Annotated in this window: 12 protein-coding genes and 1 tRNA gene; 5 read left to right on the top strand and 8 right to left on the bottom strand. The window is 62.7% G+C overall.

Translation table 11 applies throughout. The annotated features are described in order from the left end of the window. Positions 1–477 carry an Hcp family type VI secretion system effector gene (locus HHL14_RS03030; protein WP_169496076.1) on the bottom strand — a complete coding sequence of 159 codons (477 nt, stop codon included), beginning with the start codon at positions 475–477 and terminating at the stop codon, positions 1–3. A gap of 156 nt (positions 478–633) precedes the next feature. Between HHL14_RS03030 and HHL14_RS03025 the strand changes: the two genes are divergently transcribed. Further along, on the top strand, positions 634–867 hold the full coding sequence (locus HHL14_RS03025; RefSeq protein ID WP_169496075.1) for a hypothetical protein: 234 nt from the start codon (positions 634–636) through the stop codon (positions 865–867). 670 nt (positions 868–1,537) lie between these two features. Here the strand turns inward: HHL14_RS03025 and HHL14_RS03020 are convergent. Next, a tRNA-Met gene (locus HHL14_RS03020) sits at positions 1,538–1,614 on the bottom strand. 589 nt (positions 1,615–2,203) lie between these two features. Here HHL14_RS03020 and HHL14_RS03015 point away from each other — a divergent pair. The 3 genes from HHL14_RS03015 to xth all read left to right on the top strand — a co-directional run bounded on the left by HHL14_RS03015 (position 2,204) and on the right by xth (position 5,333). Further along, entirely contained in the window at positions 2,204–3,829 is a 1,626-nt protein-coding gene (locus tag HHL14_RS03015; RefSeq protein WP_169496074.1) for a GMC oxidoreductase, read from the top strand. A 9-nt stretch (positions 3,830–3,838) separates the two neighbouring features. Then, positions 3,839–4,318 (top strand): hypothetical protein, encoded by a 480-nt coding sequence (locus HHL14_RS03010; protein ID WP_169496073.1) that lies wholly within the window; start codon positions 3,839–3,841, stop codon positions 4,316–4,318. 238 nt (positions 4,319–4,556) lie between these two features. Beyond that, positions 4,557–5,333, top strand: a complete 777-nt coding sequence (gene xth / locus HHL14_RS03005; protein WP_169496072.1) for an exodeoxyribonuclease III — start codon at positions 4,557–4,559, stop codon at positions 5,331–5,333. Between the two features lie 80 nt (positions 5,334–5,413). Here xth and HHL14_RS03000 read toward each other — a convergent pair whose 3' ends face one another. The 4 genes from HHL14_RS03000 to glnA all read right to left on the bottom strand — a co-directional run bounded on the left by HHL14_RS03000 (position 5,414) and on the right by glnA (position 12,211). Continuing rightward, entirely contained in the window at positions 5,414–7,537 is a 2,124-nt protein-coding gene (locus HHL14_RS03000; RefSeq protein ID WP_169496071.1) for a prolyl oligopeptidase family serine peptidase, read from the bottom strand. A gap of 321 nt (positions 7,538–7,858) precedes the next feature. Beyond that, positions 7,859–9,397 carry a nitrogen regulation protein NR(I) gene (gene ntrC / locus HHL14_RS02995; RefSeq protein ID WP_169496070.1) on the bottom strand — a complete coding sequence of 513 codons (1,539 nt, stop codon included), beginning with the start codon at positions 9,395–9,397 and terminating at the stop codon, positions 7,859–7,861. Between the two features lie 36 nt (positions 9,398–9,433). Further along, positions 9,434–10,576, bottom strand: coding sequence for a nitrogen regulation protein NR(II) (gene glnL / locus HHL14_RS02990; RefSeq protein ID WP_169496069.1), 1,143 nt, complete (start codon positions 10,574–10,576; stop codon positions 9,434–9,436). Positions 10,577–10,795: 219 nt separating this feature from the next. After that, positions 10,796–12,211 (bottom strand): type I glutamate--ammonia ligase, encoded by a 1,416-nt coding sequence (gene glnA / locus HHL14_RS02985; protein WP_169496068.1) that lies wholly within the window; start codon positions 12,209–12,211, stop codon positions 10,796–10,798. Positions 12,212–12,667: 456 nt separating this feature from the next. On the opposite strand from glnA, the gene HHL14_RS02980 reads away from it, so the two are divergent. Beyond that, positions 12,668–13,132, top strand: a complete 465-nt coding sequence (locus HHL14_RS02980) for a rhodanese-like domain-containing protein (protein WP_169496067.1) — start codon at positions 12,668–12,670, stop codon at positions 13,130–13,132. A 339-nt stretch (positions 13,133–13,471) separates the two neighbouring features. Here the strand turns inward: HHL14_RS02980 and HHL14_RS02975 are convergent, their stop codons facing one another. Further along, positions 13,472–16,384 (bottom strand): GH92 family glycosyl hydrolase, encoded by a 2,913-nt coding sequence (locus HHL14_RS02975; protein WP_169496066.1) that lies wholly within the window; start codon positions 16,382–16,384, stop codon positions 13,472–13,474. 550 nt (positions 16,385–16,934) lie between these two features. Beyond that, entirely contained in the window at positions 16,935–17,762 is an 828-nt protein-coding gene (locus HHL14_RS02970; RefSeq protein WP_169496065.1) for a competence/damage-inducible protein A, read from the bottom strand. Positions 17,763–17,765 lie beyond the last annotated feature (3 nt).

The raw sequence follows: 17,765 nt of genomic DNA, 5'->3' as shown, positions 1-17,765 counted from the left end.
TCAATTGCTCTTGTTCGCTTTCACGTCAATAAGCGACGTCACTGTGCCGCCCGTGCCGCCAATCGGGTTTTGAACGATGTATTCGTTTTTCATGCGTGCGAAAGAGAGCCGCACATGCTCATGGCAACCAGCCGCACTCGCAACCGGCCCGACGAAGGTAATCACCACATCGGACAAGGTGATTCGGTAATACTCGTGAGGGATCCCGCCCGCCCTGCGCATGGTGAGTACGGACTTGGGGATATGCTTTCCCGTAAGGCAATAGCTGGCAAGGTTAGGGCTTGAGCGGTCTAGTTGATGCGTAAAACCCAAGTCGCTTACCGTGGCCTTGGCCGCGCCGCCGCCCGAACCTGAGAGCATGGATGACTGCTGCGAAATATCCCAACTCCACTCGAGTACGTCGATTTCCCCGGCATGCATTTCGTCTTGTGACTCGCCGGTAATGCCGTCGATTTTCAAAAAGATATCTTGTGCCACTCTTACTCACTCCTTTTCACGCAGAGAAAAGCGCGCAGCGCCCAACGGCGAACCCAAAGCGGGATTCGCCCCAACTTAAAGCGACGCTAGAGAAGATTCGCCCCTGAAACAATGGCTCAAGTCTGAATTTTGGCGGCACATCATGCAGTCGCTAACATGCGGACGCACACGAAGGAAACGGCGGTCAGCCTCGCCGAACGCTGCGGGGTGAATCGCGCGACAGTCGCGGCCCATGTCGCAATTATCGAAACCGATCGGATCGGGAATCGACACGTACCGGGCCGCTTCGATCACGCGAGCGAACGCATAGACGCGTTCTTGCGCGAGGCGGGCATCGTGGCCGAAGAAATCCGGGACTCGGCTAACGAACCGCGTGAACAAGCTGCGTGAGTGGTCGCCCGCTATTGCCCGCTTTGTGCTCACCTCGATCTGGATGACCGAAGACGAAACTCTGGCCGACCGGTTCGCATACGGTCATAAACGCTCACCGAATCGAGCACACGAAGCGCGACCACAAGCGCACCACGGGGCCGCTTGTGGTGTCGCCCGATGATCGCGACTGGACCAACGAAAGGCAGAAGTGAGCGGAAGTGCGCCGCTACAGTTTGCTGCCTTTCTTCACGCTGACTTATGACGAGCTACACAAAATCTGGAAAGAACACTGCAGCGAGATAGTGAGGCGGCTTGCGCCCGAATTGCAGACTGGCCGCCATGCGCTCGAGAAACTCAGCGCGCTAACGGCGGAAGAACATGGGTACTTGCAACGGGATAGCGCAACGATCGAAGGCGCGCGCAAGGCTGTTGGACTTATCCAGCGAAGGCTTATGCAGGAAAAGGAGCGCGTGGGGCCACTCACGGGCCGAGGAGAATAAAACGCTAGAGGGGCTTGATACGTCGAAGGGCGCATCAGATCGACAGACAACAAAAAAACCCGCACAGGGCGGGTTCTTTTTTCTAGCACATTCGCCTAAAATGCGCGGCGATTGCACTGAGAATGTCCTACGGGCAAACAGGACGATTTCGAGAGATACACAAAACCGACTGTAGGCCATGCTGCTTTTGGTTGCGGGGGTAGGATTTGAACCTACGACCTTCGGGTTATGAGCCCGACGAGCTGCCAGACTGCTCCACCCCGCGTCAGAGAAAAAAGAGTATATCGGAGCATTCATGTAACGTCAAGTCATCGTGCGAATCATTTGTTCGACGAGCCAAGCACTTTGGCTATGGCGCTCGTCTCATTCGCGCTCGACGCGTTGCCCAGACTCCAGCCTGTCGCCAATGAGTCTGCTCCCGATCTGCAAATTTTCCGCACGCTTCATCCATCCCACGTGACGCGGCGACCTCAGCAACACCCACAACGCGCCCCTCCTTCGATACCGCAACGCGACGGGCACACGAAGCTCTCCTCACAGCACGTAGCAACGACAATCGCGCGCAAGACTCAACTCTCAGGCGAAATTCCGCATGCGCTGCGCGCCGGAACAGCTCCATAAAAAATTTCCGATCAATTCGGATCAATTCGCGCGCATATAGAAAAATCACAACAAATCGCGCTTCAATTATTCCGCTTAAAAATTCGCAATATATATAACTTATAAATCACATTCGCATAATTCATTTATTTACCGCCACAAATCGAAGTTTTTAATATTCTTTAACCTTCACGACAGGAATAGGATTTCCCACCGCATTCGATGCCCAACAATCCATTCCGGATAATTTCGCCATGTCCAGACGTGAATTTCTTAAGCGCACCGCATTGGGCCTCCCCGCCATGGCAATGGGCTCGATGCTCAGCGGCCCCGCCCGTGCCGCCGGCCTGCTGACCAATCTGAAATACCAGGCGCTCGTGCCCGAGATCTACGCGAGCATTCCCAAGCCGCCCGTCTATTCGCAAGCCATCGTCATCGGCAGCGGCTTCGGTGGCTCGATCGCCGCGCTGCGGCTCGCCAACGCCGGTATCCAGACCACCGTGCTCGAGCGAGGCTCGCATTGGCCCAACAGCACATCGCGCCAGATTTTCGCGACGGATGTCCTGCCCGACGGACGCGGTTACTGGCAGCGCACCAGTGCGAAGGAATTGAACACGCTCACCTACGCATTCGACTACTTCAACGGCGTGCTGGACGTGACGTCGTGCGGCACGATCGACGTATGGCGCGGCGCGTGCGTCGGAGGCGGCTCGGTCGTCTTCACCGGCGTGATGATCCAGCCACAGCAAAGCTACTTCGAGACGATCTTCGGCGATCTCGTGGACTGGAACGACATGAATGCCACGTACTACCCGCGCGTGCGCACCATGCTCAATCTCAATCCGATGCCCGCCGACATTTACAACTCCGGCCCCTTTGGCCACTCGCGTATCTGGGATCAGCAGTCGGCCAAGGCCGGTTACGTCACGACGCCCACCGACTCGATCTTCAACTGGGACGTGGTGCGCAGCGAACTCAAGGGCACGAGCCGCCCCTCGGCGATCATCGGCGAGAGCAATCTCGGCAACAGTAACGGCGCGAAGTTCGATCTGAACCAGAACTACCTCAAGCAGGCCCAGGCAACGGGCAAAGCAACCGTCTATGCGTGCCACGAAGTCACGCGGATCCGCTTCGACGGTTCGCGCTACACGCTCGACACAAACCGATATGCACCCGACGGCACCGTGACCGACAGCTACTCGCTCACTTGCGATTACCTGTTCCTCGCGGCGGGATCGATGGGTAGCAGCGAACTGATGGTCGCCGCGCGCGATCGCGGCGACCTGCCGCTGCTCAACGAGCATGTCGGTGAGGGCTGGGGCACCAACGGCGATTCGCGCGTGGTGCGCTCGTTCAGCCCGATCGCGAGCATCACGCAGGGCTCGCCGTGCGCGTCGATGCTGCATCAGCCGGGCGCGCTGCCGACGACGCTGGAGAACTGGTACACGCCCGCCATCCCGATCAACCTCGGCATTATCGGTTCGCTCGGGATGGGCTTCGACATGACGAATCGCGGCCGCTTCGTGTACAACGCCGCCACCGGCAAGGCCGCGCTTCAGTGGCCGGCGAACGGCAACGACGCCGTGGTCGCCGCCGCGCGCGCGGTCAACAACAAGATCGCGGCGGCAAACAACGTCGTCACCGGTGTGCCGCTGTTCACGGCCGATGTGGACGCCTCGTTCACCGCGCACCCGCTGGGCGGTCTCGTGCTAGGCAAAGCCACCGACGCATACGGGCGCATTGCCGGCTATCCGCGGCTTTACGCGATCGACGGCGCAACCATTCCCGGCACGACGGGTGCGGTCAATCCATCGCTGACAATCTCCGCGCTCGCGGAACGCAATATCGAGAAGATCATTGCAACGGACTTCGCGGTATAGAACTGATCGATGGAGCAAGACCGTCCCATCCGCGCGCACGCGGTCTCGACGACGACCGCTGCGACGCGTGCGGCAGGCACGACGACGCGTAGGTTCGCTCTGCTCAGCGTGTTTGCGCTGCTCGCCGCCGGCGCGCTCGCGGGCTGCGAACAGCACGGGGACGGGGCGTCGTCCCCCGTCTCCGCTCCGGCGCCCAGTGCCGCGCCGGCTGTCGCAGCCACGCGTGCCGTCGCAAACGGATTCAACGAGTCACCTGAAGCGGCCCCGCGCGCCGAACTGCCGCCCGACTGCGCCATCTATCTGGCGAAGATCGACGCATGCGCCGCGAAAGTGGGTGTGGATACGGAAGCAGGCCATCAGCTCGAGGAAAGCGCTGACGAAGCTCGCCGTCTCTGGTCCCACACCGGCGTCCCCGCCGCCATCGACGAGATGTGCCGTCAGTCGGTGGCGAGTTTCGCCGCTTCGGCACAAGAGCTGGGTTGCAAATAAGCGGTCCCTCCGAACACCTACACCGTCGAGATTCCAGGCGCTGCACCGGACCCGCGCGGCTTCACGCCCACGCGTCCGGCTTGCGGGCCACACGGAAATGCTTCACGATCCCGTTCTGGATCCGCATCGCTAGCGGTGCGGTTCGAGCGTGACGGATGGGCATGCGCTCGTCGAGCGTATCGCCCGCCTGATCTCCGTCGATGCAAGCGCTCCATAAAATCAACGGTGTATGTAACTCATGAAAATCGCGACCTGGAACGTCAATTCCCTCAAAGTCCGCCAGCAACACGTGATCGACTGGCTCGCGAGCAGCGGCACCGACGTGCTGTGCCTGCAGGAGCTGAAGCTCCCCGACGAAAAATTCCCGCGCGCCGAAATCGAGGCGATCGGCTATCGCAGCTGGTATGCGGGGCAAAAAACCTACAACGGCGTCGGCATTCTGGTGCGCGACGGCTTGCACGTCGACGAAGCCAGCATCGTGCGTAACATCCCCGGCTTCGAGGATCCGCAGCAGCGCGTGATCGCGGCGACCATCGAAGGCGTGCGCGTCATCTCCGCGTATTTCCCGAACGGCCAGGCGCCGGGCACCGACAAATTCGCGTACAAGCTGCGCTGGCTCGACGCGCTGCACGACTGGCTCGCCACCGAGATGACCGTGCATCCGAAGCTCGCGCTGCTCGGCGACTACAACATCGCGCCCGAAGATCGCGACGTGCACGACCCGAAGGCGTGGGAAGGTCAGAACCTCGTGTCGCCGGAAGAGCGCGCCGCGTTCGTGCGGCTGATCGGCCTCGGTCTGCTCGATGCATTCCGCCAGTTCGAGCAGCAGGAAAAGATCTATTCGTGGTGGGACTACCGGATGATGGCCTTCCGCCGCAACGCGGGGCTGCGCATCGATCACATCCTGCTGTCGAAGGCGCTCGCCGACATCTGCACGGCCTGCGATGTCGACAAGGCGCCGCGTAAGCTGGAACAGCCGTCGGACCACGCACCGGTGTTCGCGCAACTGGGTTGAAAACAACAGGAGCGAGGCATCGTCGATACCTCGCTCCTGATCTGTTCGGTCGCGCTTCCGGTCGCGCTTCCGATCGAACCCTAGGCCGTTGCCGCGCCGCCGCCCAACACGCCCCACAAGAAGCCATACACCATCGCATCATGCTCGGCCTGCTCCAGCTCATCGGAGCCGCCGTGGCCGCCTTCCGTGTTCTCCCGATACCAGACGTGTTGCGCGCCCAGCGCCTGCATGCGCGCGGCCATCTTGCGCGCGTGACCGGGATGCACGCGATCGTCGGCGGTCGACGTCATGAACAGCACCGGCGGATACGCGACGTCCGCCGCGAGGTTGTGATATGGCGAATAGGTAGCCAGCACGCGTGCCTCGTCGGGCTCGTCCGGGTCGCCGTATTCGTCGATCCATGATGCGCCCGCGTGCAGCAGGTGATAGCGGCTCATATCGAGCAGCGGCACCTCGCACACCACCGCGCCGAACAGCTCGGGCCGCTGCACCATGCACGCGGCCACCAGCAGTCCGCCATTGCTGCCGCCCTGAATGCCGAGCTGCGCGGCGCTCGTCACGCCGCTCGCGATCAGCGCTTCGGCGACCGCGATGAAATCGTCGAACGCACGCTGCCGATGTTCGCCCTGCGCGGCCGTATGCCAGCGCGTGCCAAACTCGCCGCCGCCGCGAATATGCGCGACCACGTACACGCCGCCGCGCTCCAACCAGCCGATCCCCTGCCCGGTCAGATAGCTCGGCAGCAACGGAATCGCGAAGCCGCCGTAACCGGAGAGCAGACAGGGGCGAGTATCGCTTCGGTCTGCTTGCGAAAGCGCATCGTTGGGACCGATCATCGTATAAGGCACGCGCGTGCCATCGGCCGATACCGCGTGGCCGCGCGTCACCGTGAAGCGCGTCGCGTCGAACTGTGTCGGCCAGCGGTCGAGCAACTCCCATTCACCGGGCTCGTCGCGCGCGAGATCGGTCAGCCAGTACGCCGGCGGCTGCAGGTAGTCGTCGGTATCGACGAACACTTCGTCGTTGAGCGTCGACTCGACCGGTGACACATCGACCTGCGCATCACCTTGCGACGCGAACACGCGCTCGCGCCATTGCCACGTGCCGTCCTCGCGCTGCGACGGTGTCCAGATCAGCGTCTTGCTGCGCACGTCGTCGAGATACGACACGATCAGATGATGCCGCGTATGCGACCACTCGCAGGCCGAGGTCTGCGGGTTCGGCACGAACAGCGGCATCACCTCGCGCTCGCCGCGCAGAAACGCATCTTCGCGGATCGCCAGCAGCGCGCCGCCCGGATAGCGCACGGGCTTGCCCTGCCATTCGTACTCCCAGTCGAGTCGCGGTTCGAGCAGCAGCCAGCCCTGCCAGCCGCCCACCGCCACATGCTCGGGCACCTCGTAGCGACGCCACGCGCCGCTCGCTTCGTCGAGCGAGTACGTGTGCGAATCGAAAAAGTCGACGCTGCTCGTCACCGTATGGCGTCGTTCGAGCGGATCGTAGTGCGCGTCCACGCCGATATCGTCGAACTCGCCGCGAAACACCACCGGCGCGTCGGCGAGCGCCGTGCCGCGCGTCCAGCGCCGCACCTCGCGCGGATAGCCGGAACGCGTCAGGGTCTTGCGGCCGTTGTCCCAGCCGACGTACACGGTCTCGCGATCGATCCACGACACCGTGTGCTTGCCGGACTTCGCAATCGCGAAACCGTCGGCAACAAACTGCTGTGCGTCGAGATCGAACTCGCGCACCACCACCGCATCGGAACCGCCCGGCGACATCGTGATCAACGCGCGATCGCCGTCCGGAAAAAGAATGTCGAGATCGACGCAGACCCACGGCATGCCTTCGGCCGCGCCGAGCGCATCGAAGTCGAGCAGGTTCTGCCATACCGGCTTGCCGCTGCGCCATGCGGCCCACGCGGTACGGCGCCAGATGCCGCGCGGATTGCGCTCGTCCTGCCACAGATCGTAGGCCCAGTCCTTCCAGCGGTCCGGAATCACCGGACGCTCGCGCGGCAGATAGGCGTCGGCGAGCCGCCGCTTCAAGGTCTCGAACGATGCGCCGCTGCACCATGCGGCCAGCGTGCGCGCATTCTGGGCTTCGACCCACGCGAGCGCGTCGGGATCGTAGAGCGCTTCGAGCGACAGGAAGGGATCGGGGGAAAGCGGCCACTGGAACGGGGTGGCGGAATTGGAGGCAGGCATCGTCGGCTGTTGGATCGGAACAGCGTTGATTATGCCTTGTGCCTGACGCGTTGCCGGTTTGTGCGGGGGGCGGCTCTGCGAGATTGAAGCGTTCGGGACGAAGCGGTCGACGCGAAATGCCCGCAGCAAAGGCCCCAAAACAAAGAGCCCGAAACACAGCGCCCGAAGCAAAAGGCGGAAACAAGGCGCTCAAGGCAACGCGCCCGAAAGCAAAAAAACATCCCGCGGCACGCGGCACGAATCGAAAAGCCCGAAACAAAAACGGCGAAGGCGGCCTGAGCCGCCCTCGCCTGCTTTTTCAGCGCGTGCGCTTACGCACGATCACGGTTCGAGATTCAGTTCCTGAATCTTGCGCGTGATCGTATTGCGCCCGATACCCAGCCGCTCCGCCGCTTCGACCTTGCGCCCGCGCGTGAAGTCGAGCGCCTCGCGGATGACCGCCGCCTCGAAACGGCGCGCGAGTTCGTCCATCACATCGGCTGTGTTTTCGCGCAGCATCCGCGCGACCTCGGTGCGCAAGCCGCCCTCCCACGCGCTCAGCGCGCTCGCGATCGATACCGCCGACGCACCCAGCGGCTGCACGACACCACCAGCGCCCGCACCCGCCAGCGGCGCACCATTCGCGAAGCCCGCACCGGCCGCTGCCGCGCCATCCGTCGCGGCAGCGATGCCCGCCGTCGTCGCCAGTTCATTCGCGCCGACCTGGGTCGGCCCGAGATCGGGCGGCAGATCCTTGATCTCGATCGTCTGCGCGGGCGCCATCACCGTCAGCCAGTTCGCGAGATTCTCCAGTTGCCGCACGTTGCCCGGAAACGGCAGCGACGCAAGGTACGCGAGCGCCTCGTCGGACACGCGCTTCGGTTCGACACCGAGATCGCGCGCGCTCTTCTGCAGGAAGTGTCGCGTGAGCAGCGGGATGTCCTCACTACGCTCGCGCAACGCCGGCAGCCGCAGACGGATCACGTTGAGGCGGTGATACAGATCCTCGCGAAACAGCCCCTGGCGCACGCGCGATTCGAGATTCTGATGGGTCGCCGCGATCACGCGCACGTTCGAGCGCAGCGGATTGTGCCCGCCGACACGATAGAACTGCCCGTCCGACAGCACGCGCAACAGACGCGTCTGCAGATCGAACGGCATGTCGCCGATTTCGTCGAGAAACAGCGTGCCGTTCTCGGCCTGCTCGAAGCGCCCCTGGCGCATCGCCTGCGCGCCGGTGAACGCGCCGCGCTCGTGGCCGAATAGTTCGGACTCCAGCAGATCTTTCGGAATCGCCGCCGTGTTCAGCGCGATGAAGGGACCGTTCGCGCGTGGGCTATGTCGGTGCAACGCACGCGCGACCAGTTCCTTGCCGGTGCCTGATTCGCCGGTAATGAGCACGGTCGCCGCCGAATGCGACAGGCGGCCGATCGCGCGAAACATGTCCTGCATCGCCGGCGCCTGGCCGAGCATCTCGGGCGCCTCGGCGACGCGCTCGTCGACTGTCTGCTCGCCGCGCATGCTTTCGTCGACCGCGCGGCGAATCAGCTCGACCGCCTTGTCGACGTCGAACGGCTTGGCCAGATACTCGAACGCGCCGCCCTGGAACGCGGCAACCGCGCTATCGAGGTCCGAGAACGCGGTCATGATGATGACCGGCAGCCCCGGCAGCTTGTCGTGCACGGTTTGCAACAGCTCGAGCCCGGAGCCGCCCGGCATTCGGATGTCGGAGACCAGCACCTGCGGGCTGTCGTGATCGAGCGCGGCCGACGCTTCGCGCACGTTCGCGAAGCTGCGCGTCGCGAAGTTTTCGCGGGCGAGCGCTTTTTCGAGCACCCAGCGAATCGATTGATCGTCGTCTACTATCCAGATCGGCTTCATATAGGTCGGTCAGAAGTCTTGGGGTGCTAATGGTTTCTAGCAGTCGAGCGGCAGCAGAATCTGAAACTCAGTATGACCCGGCCGGCTGTCCACCTCGATCAGACCTTCGTGCTGCTGCACGAACGTCTGCGCGAGCGTGAGACCGAGACCGCTGCCGTCCTCGCGCCCCGATACGAGCGGATAGAAGATGCGGTCGCGAATCTCTTCGGGAATGCCTGGGCCGTTGTCGACAATATGCAAGTCCAGTGCCAGCTTGCACAGGCGTTTCGAAATGGTCACCTTGCGCGCGATGCGCGTGCGCAACTCGATGCGCGCGTCGCCCTGCGAAATGCGTTCGCGCAATGCTTCTGCCGCATTGCGCACGATGTTCAGCAGCGCCTGGATCAACTGCTCCTTGTCGCCACGTAGATCCGGGACGCTGACGTCGTAATCGCGCTCGATCGTCAGGCCGCGCGGAAACTCCGCGAGAATCACCTGGCGCACGCGCTCGCACACCTCGTGAATATTCACGTCGCCGACGATATGCGGATGCCGGTGCGGTTCGAGCAAACGGTCGACCAGCGTCTGCAGCCGGTCCGACTCCTTGATGATGACCTGCGTGTACTCGCGCAATTCGTCGCGCTGGCGCTCGCCGAGTTCGAACTCGAGCAGCTGCGCGGCGCCGCGAATGCCGCCGAGCGGATTCTTGATCTCGTGCGCGAGATTGCGGATCAGTTGCTTGTTGACGGCCGTCAGATCGTTGATGCGCTCTTCGCGGTCAGTGCGCAGATGCCGCTCGTTCTCGAACAGTTCGAGCAGCACGTAGTCCTGCGCGCTTTCCAGAAAGCCGACGATCGCATGCACGTGCAGCGGCTCATGGCCAGGGCGTTCGAGCACGGCGTCGAGATGCGTCGCGTGAAAACGGTGCGCGGCGATCGCGGTGATCGTCGCGACCAGTTCGTCGGCGTTCGAGAAAATGTCCGGCCACGCCATCTGCGTGAGCTGCCGACGTGACATTTCGAGCATCGACTCCGCCGACGGATTCGCGAACGCCACGCGCAACGTGCGCTTCTCGAGCACCAGCACGACGGTCGGCAACGCCTCGAAGCCCGGCAGCAAACCGGAACTCACGAGCTGCACGTCGTCCGACAGCGTCTGTTCGTGTCCTTTCCTTGCCTTGATCAGATTCTTCAGAACCATCTTGCAGTCTGGCCGATAGGAGATGGTGATAAATCAGGAGAGCGGCTTTGGCGGCGCTTTGTCGTGACACGAAGTGCCCGCGCGCGGCCGGCCTCGTGCATCCCTCGCACGTAACACGGTGGCCTAACGAAAAAGGGACGGCGCCGCCGTCCCTTCGTGACCGATCGCGAGCGTCGGACCAGGCGCTTCGCCGAATAACGGGCGAAGCGCCATGGCCGCTTACAGCGAGTAGTACATTTCGAATTCGATCGGGTGCACCGACTGACGATAGCGTTGTAGCTCGCCCGTCTTCAGTTCGATGTACGCGTCGAGCATCGAATCCGTGAACACGCCACCGCGCGTCAGGAACTCGCGGTCCGCGTCGAGTGCGTCGAGAGCCTGGTCGAGGCCGGCGCACACGGTCGGAATCTTTGCATCCTCTTCCGGCGGCAGGTCGTACAGGTTCTTGTCGGCGGCTTCGCCCGGGTGAATCTTGTTCTGCACGCCGTCCAGACCCGCCATCATCAGCGCGGAGAAGCACAGGTACGGATTCGCCAGCGGATCCGGGAAGCGCGTTTCGATACGGCGGCCCTTCGGGTTCGACACGTGCGGAATACGGATCGATGCCGAACGGTTGCGTGCCGAGTAAGCCAGCTTGACCGGTGCTTCGAAGTGCGGCACGAGACGCTTGTACGAGTTCGTACCCGGGTTCGTGATCGCGTTCAGCGCGCGAGCGTGCTTGATGATGCCGCCAATGTAGAACAGCGCGAATTCCGACAGGCCGGCGTAGCCGTTGCCCGCGAACAGGTTCTGGCCGTCCTTCCAGATCGACTGGTGAACGTGCATGCCCGAACCGTTATCGCCGACGATCGGCTTCGGCATGAACGTCGCCGTCTTGCCGTACGTATGCGCGACGTTGTGGATCACGTACTTCATCTGTTGCAGCCAGTCGGCGCGCTGAACCAGCGTCGAGAACTTCGTGCCGATTTCGTTCTGGCCTTGACCCGCCACTTCGTGGTGGTGCACTTCGACCGGGATGCCGATCTGTTCGAGCAGCAGGCACATTTCCGAACGGATGTCCTGGAACGTGTCGACCGGAGCGACCGGGAAGTAGCCGCCCTTCGTGCCCGGACGGTGGCCGGTGTTGCCGCCTTCGAATTCCTTCGCCGACGACCACGGTGCTTCTTCCGAACCGATCTTCAGGAAGCAGCCCGACTGATCCGTGTTCCACTGGACCGAGTCGAAAATGAAGAATTCCGGTTCCGGACCGAAGAACGCGGTGTCGCCGAGGCCCGAGCTCTTCAGGTACGCTTCGGCGCGCTTCGCGAGCGAGCGCGGGTCGCGCTCGTAGCCCTTGCCGTCAGCCGGTTCGACGACGTCGCAGGTCAGCACGAGGGTCGATTCTTCGTAGAACGGGTCGATGAAGGCCGTGTTCGCGTCCGGGACCAGCAGCATGTCCGATGCTTCGATGCCCTTCCAGCCGGCAATCGACGAACCGTCAAACGCATGGCCGCTTTCAAACTTGTCTTCGTCGAAGTGCGACACCGGCACCGAAACGTGTTGCTCCTTGCCGCGCGTGTCGGTGAAACGGAAGTCGACAAACTTGACGTCCTCGTCCTTGACGAGTTGCACGACGTCGGCCACGGATTTACTCATAACCTATCTCCTGATTAACGAATTCGGCGGATTCAGCCGCCGCCCAATCTAGCTGACCCGTCCCGGCGCGTCCACCCATACGGCGTCGCAAGGCAGGAAATACTGCCGGGGCAAATCGATCGGCACCAATAAAGCAGATAGTGTGCCAGCGTACATATCCTCAGCGGCTGATCTGCCGCTCAGCCTTGTCGTGCGAGGATCTGCAGGCGACGTGCGCGGGCTGCGCGGCGCCGCGGCGAAATCTGCGCATCGTTCGACGCACCAGATTCGTGCATTCACCGGTTTGGCGACTATGTTAAATCCTATTTTGGTGCATACGCGAGAAATTGCACCAAGTTTGCGCATTCGGGCACTCGACGCCGCAAGCGCCTTTGCTGCCGCACGACGCGTACAGGCACCGTCGGCCGGGATGCCGCGCGCTAGAATGATCATTTGGTCCGAAGGAGTTTGACGCTCATGAGCACGCTCGAACAGCTGTACGCGCAGGCGGACGCCCGCCGTACCGAGAATCAACTGCCCTACGCGGGCGCGGTGTCGCCCGCCGAGGCGTTCGAACTGCTGCAGCTCGATCCGCGCACCCGTCTCGTCGACGTACGTACCCGCGCCGAGCTCGACTGGGTCGGCCGGCCGGTCATCGGCGACGGACAATACGCACATGTCGAATGGACGCGCTATCCGGGCGCGGTGCCGAATCAGGAGTTCGTGCAGCAGCTCGCGCAGGTCGCCTCGCCCGACACGCCGGTGCTGTTCCTGTGCCGCAGCGCCGCGCGCTCGAAGCTGGCCGCAATCGCCGCGACCCAGGCCGGCTTCACGAAGGCGTACGACCTGCTGGAAGGCTTCGAAGGCGACAAGGACGGCCAGGGGCATCGGAAGACGGTATCGGGATGGTGTTTTCGCGGCTTGCCGTGGATTGGCGCCTGAAGCCGGTCGCGCGTGCCGGACGGGCAAGCCGCTCGGGCAGCATGCCGTTCCCTCAGGGCAAAGTCGGCGAAATCGGTAAAGCCGGCGCAGCGTGCTGAAGCAGGAGCGCCGAAACGGACCGCGCCGACAATACATTGGCTGCATCATCGGCGCGGGGTGTGACACTGCGATGTCTGGTTTTCAGGCGTGCCGAGGCATGTCCGGGCACCGCACGAAGCGCGCCTTGATGAGAGGCGCCTCATTCAAACGGCCTGCCTCATCAGGAGCCGCTTCGGGCGCCGCTCGCACGGCGCCCGACGCCTACCGAGCAACACAGAACTGCCCGGAACCGCACGAAACTCAAGGCGCAGCGGAAATCCCGAACACATGCAACTTGCCGGCACTCACCTGCTTCGGCAGCGTAACGCTCGCCACCGTCTTGCCCGCGCTCAGCGGCACCGCCTGCGCGAACAGGTAGGCCTTGACGCCGTCGTTGCTGCCATTGCCGGCATTGCGGTACGTGGTGGTCAACGCGATCGGATTCCGCGGCGCGGCGCTGCCGCCGTTGAGGGTCCAGTCATCGAACGCGAGCGTGAACGGCGCGCTGCTGCCATCCGTATAGGTCACGAGCGCGGTGCCCGAGCTGGGACCGTTGTTGGCCGAACCGAGCAGGACCAGCGAGCGACCCCGCGTGCCGCGCGGCATCGTGATGGTCTGCCCCACCGCCACCGCGTTATCGAGCGCGCCGCCCGACAGCACGAAGCTCGCGCCATCGACGACGAACGGTTTGCCCGGCACCGCGCCCGCCGCCGTCAAGGCCTGCGACGAGTAGCTGAAGAGCGAACCGTCGAAGTCCGCGCCGAGACCATCGGTATCGGTGCTGCCGTCGCTGCCGATGCCGTGGTTGTTGAACGCGTCCACCACGTTACGCGCGACCGGCACGCCATACGACGGCGGCACATCGGCCGGATTCGTGCCCCACTGCGACGCGGACGAACCCATCGCGAAGTTCAGCGTCACGTCCCTGTCCAACGCGTCGACGTCGAGCCACGAACTGGTGTGCGCGGCGCCGTTCACGCGCAGGCTTTGCACGTAGTTCGCGGTGGGCGCGCCAGGGGCGTTGATCCGCAGCGTCTTGCCGTTACCGAGACGAACGGTAATCGACGAGAACTGCGGGCTGCCGATCGCAAAGCCGCCGACACCCGGAATCTCCGGATACAGGCCCAACGCACTCCACACGTACCAGCCCGACACCGCGCCGAGATCGTCGTTGCCGGGCAAACCGTTCGGCCCGGTGCCGAAGGCGCTCGCCATGATCTGCTGGACCGCCTTCTGCGTGCCCGCCGGCGAGCCCGCCCAGTTGTACAGCCACGGCACCTCGAAGGTCGGTTCGTTGCCCATGTAGAAATTGGGCAGGCTCATCCCCGCGTTCAGCACCGTGAAGAACTGGTCGAGCCGCGATACCGCCGTCGAATTGCCGCCCAGTTGCCCGAAGAGCCCGACGGGGTTGAACGGCACCATCCACGTGTACTGCTCGGCATTGCCTTCCACGTAGTTATCGGTGCTGCTCTGGGTTTCCGCGATCCAGCTGCCGTCCGCATTACGCGCGGCGATCAGCGGCGGCGTCAACGACTTGTTGAGCAGGTTCTGCCAGTAGGCCGAGCGGCTCAGCATCATTTTTTGCATCGCCGAATTGCCCAGTGCGCCGGCAAACTGCGAGATCGCAAAATCGCTGCTCGCATATTCCAGCGTCGACGAGGCCTGCCCCCATTCGCCGTTCGTGATGTAGCCGTACTGTAGATAGCTGGCACGGCCGCCGTTGGTCGTCACCCCGTTGCAGGCGGTGCCGGGCACGTTGGCCATGCGGATCATATGTTTCAACGCGCCCGAGGCGTCGAACTGGCGCGAGCCAAATGCATACGCGCCCGCGACGATCAGTGAGCCGGCGTCGCCCGGCATCACGCCGTCTTCGACGTTGTCGTTGACCCAATGCGGAATCGCGCCGCACTGATCCGCGTCGTTGACGAGCGATTGCGCCATGTCGCTGGTTTCCTGCGGGAACAGAATGGCCTTCAGCGGAATCAGCGAGCGATAGATGTCCCAGCCCGAGAAGCTGGTGTACTGCGCGGCATGGCCGGCGCTGACCGTGTGGACCTTCTGGTCGAAGCCGACGTATTGGCCGTTGGTATCGCTGAATACGCTCGGCGCCCATAGCGCGTGGTAGAACGCCGTATAGAACTTGGTCAGCGCCGTGGTGTCCTGGCTACTCACCTGAATCGTATTGAGACGCTGATTCCATATTGCATCGGCCACGGCCTTTACGCCGTCGAAATCCCACGCGGAATTTTCCTTTTCGAGATTCCCCTTCGCATTGGCGACACTCACGTACGAAATACCGATTTTCATCAGCACTTTGTCGGCTTTACCGAAATTCATGACCGCACGGCCATTGGCAAAGGAAGAAGCCGCCGTAAAAGGCTGACTGAATTGTGCATAGAAATACACCGGCACATTGGTCGAATTACCGCAGAAATGTCCACCGGTAGTGCTGCCAGAAATCGTCTTCGCGTCGACCTTCGTGACCGAGCCGGCCACACCCGTTGCCGTATTCGTGTAGGTCGTATCGAGTACCAGCGTCGACGACTGCTGATCCGGATACGTGAAGCGGCCGAAGCCGCTGCGCAGCGTCGCCGTCAATTCGACCTTGATGTGGTTGTCGAGCACCACCGAATAGGCGCCCGGTACCGACTTCTCGTTCGCGTGGTCAAACGTTTGCGCGAGCGGCTTGCTTGCATCGAGCGTCGGCATCACGGGGAATTCGCCGTCGTTGCCGGAACAGCCTGCGCCGCTCATATGCGTGAGGCTGAAGCTCTGGATCGAGCCGATGTCGTAGTAGTAACCGGCCGGAGAACCGGGCTCCGCGCTGGTCGACGGCGCCGGCGAGGTATTCGTGTCGGGCGCCCATTGCACCATGCCGTTCGGCAGGCCCGCGGCGGGCACCACGCTGCCGGCCTGCCCCGCGGGCACCGGATTCGGCGAGTCGCTGGCCAGCGTGCCGATGAGCGGATTGACGTATTGGGTCAGACGCAGCGAGGCGTGACTGGCCGACGCCTGGGCGGCGGCGTTTGCAGCGCTCGCGCCACTCTGCGCGGCACCGTGAAGCTGATCCGCTGCTACCGCGGCTGTGCCGGCCTGACTGCCGGGGCTGTCTCCTCCACAACCCGACAAGGCGCCGATAAAAATCAACGCGGCCGAAAGACGACGTATATCCATCACGGCTGTCTCCTGAGTATTGTTTAGCCATCCCAATTGTCTTTCTGACAATCAGGCCATTGACTGGAGGCCATGCTATACGAGCCATTCAAATCTCGTCAATCAATTATCCATTCCGGTTTTATGTTTATTTTTATTTACTAAACAAACTAAAATTTCGATTCAATTACCCAAAAACTGGATTAGATAAATCAATGAAAAATCGAATTGGCACATTTACATCTCTTTATGCAATGTACATTCTATTTAGCTAACAATTGTCAATGGCGCAATTGCCGCGACGAAGGGGATTTCGTGAGAATTGCGCTACGGCATTGGCTATCGGCGTAGCGTCGCCGGCAAGCGGAATGGCTCGTAGTCACTGCCGGCAGGTCGTTGCCGGCAGTGACCGCGATGGGGATAGGTAGAAGGAAGCTGGTACGCCGGGTTCGTGCGTGCGACGCGCACGCTGACGATCGATGCAGCGGCACGCGCCGCGGTCCGCCGTCGCTACCCGGACTCCTCGCCGGCAACCATCTTGCGGCGCGGCAGTCCGGGAGGAATTCGTCGCTCAGTTACGCCTGGCGGCCGCCGTCTCCGGTTCGACGATATCGCCGCCAAGCAGATGCACGCCCTCACGCAGTTTGACGAACGCCGCCGCGACCGCTTCGGGCTCGCCCTTCACGCCCAGATCGATGTGATGCCGTGCGTAGACGCCGCCGCGCTCCGCATCGCCGACGCTCGGCAGGCTGAACACCCGCACGCCCGGGAAGTCGTGCTCGATCTTCTCCATCAGCGGCGTCAGGCGCGATTCCGGCAACTCGAACACGAGCAGTGACTTCTCCGCATGCGGCGTGGTGTGATGCAGATGCACGTAGTACGTGTCGAGCACCCACTCGATCATCGGCCACGCCATCACCGGGAAGCCCGGCACGAAGTGGTGATGCCGGATCGAAAAACCCGGAATCTTGTTATAGCCGTTCGGAATAATCGATGCACCCTGCGCATAGGTGCCCATGTTCAGCCGATGACGATTTTCGGGAGAGTCGAGATCGAGCGGCGTCCCGTCCTTGGGCTGATACATGTCGCGAATGCGCTCCTGAATCAGCTTCGCGGCCTCCGGATGGAGTTCGAGTGGCACGCCGAGCGCGGCCGCCGCGCACTGGCGCGTGTGATCGTCCGGGGTCGCGCCGATGCCGCCCGTCGAAAACACAATGTCGCCCGACGCGAACGTGCGCCGCAACGTCGCCGTGATCCGCTCCGGATCGTCGCCGATGTACTCTGCCCAGCCGAGCGACAGTCCACGCGCGCCGAGCAACTCGATGACTTTCGGCAGATGCTTGTCGACGCGCCTGCCCGACAGGATTTCATCGCCGATGATGATGACGCCAAATGCCATTGC

Source organism: Paraburkholderia antibiotica, from assembly GCF_012927125.1.
Taxonomy (GTDB): domain Bacteria; phylum Pseudomonadota; class Gammaproteobacteria; order Burkholderiales; family Burkholderiaceae; genus Paraburkholderia; species Paraburkholderia antibiotica.
The sequence above is the reverse complement of the archived record's forward strand: the minus strand, read 5'-3'. Positions and strand labels throughout refer to the sequence as shown.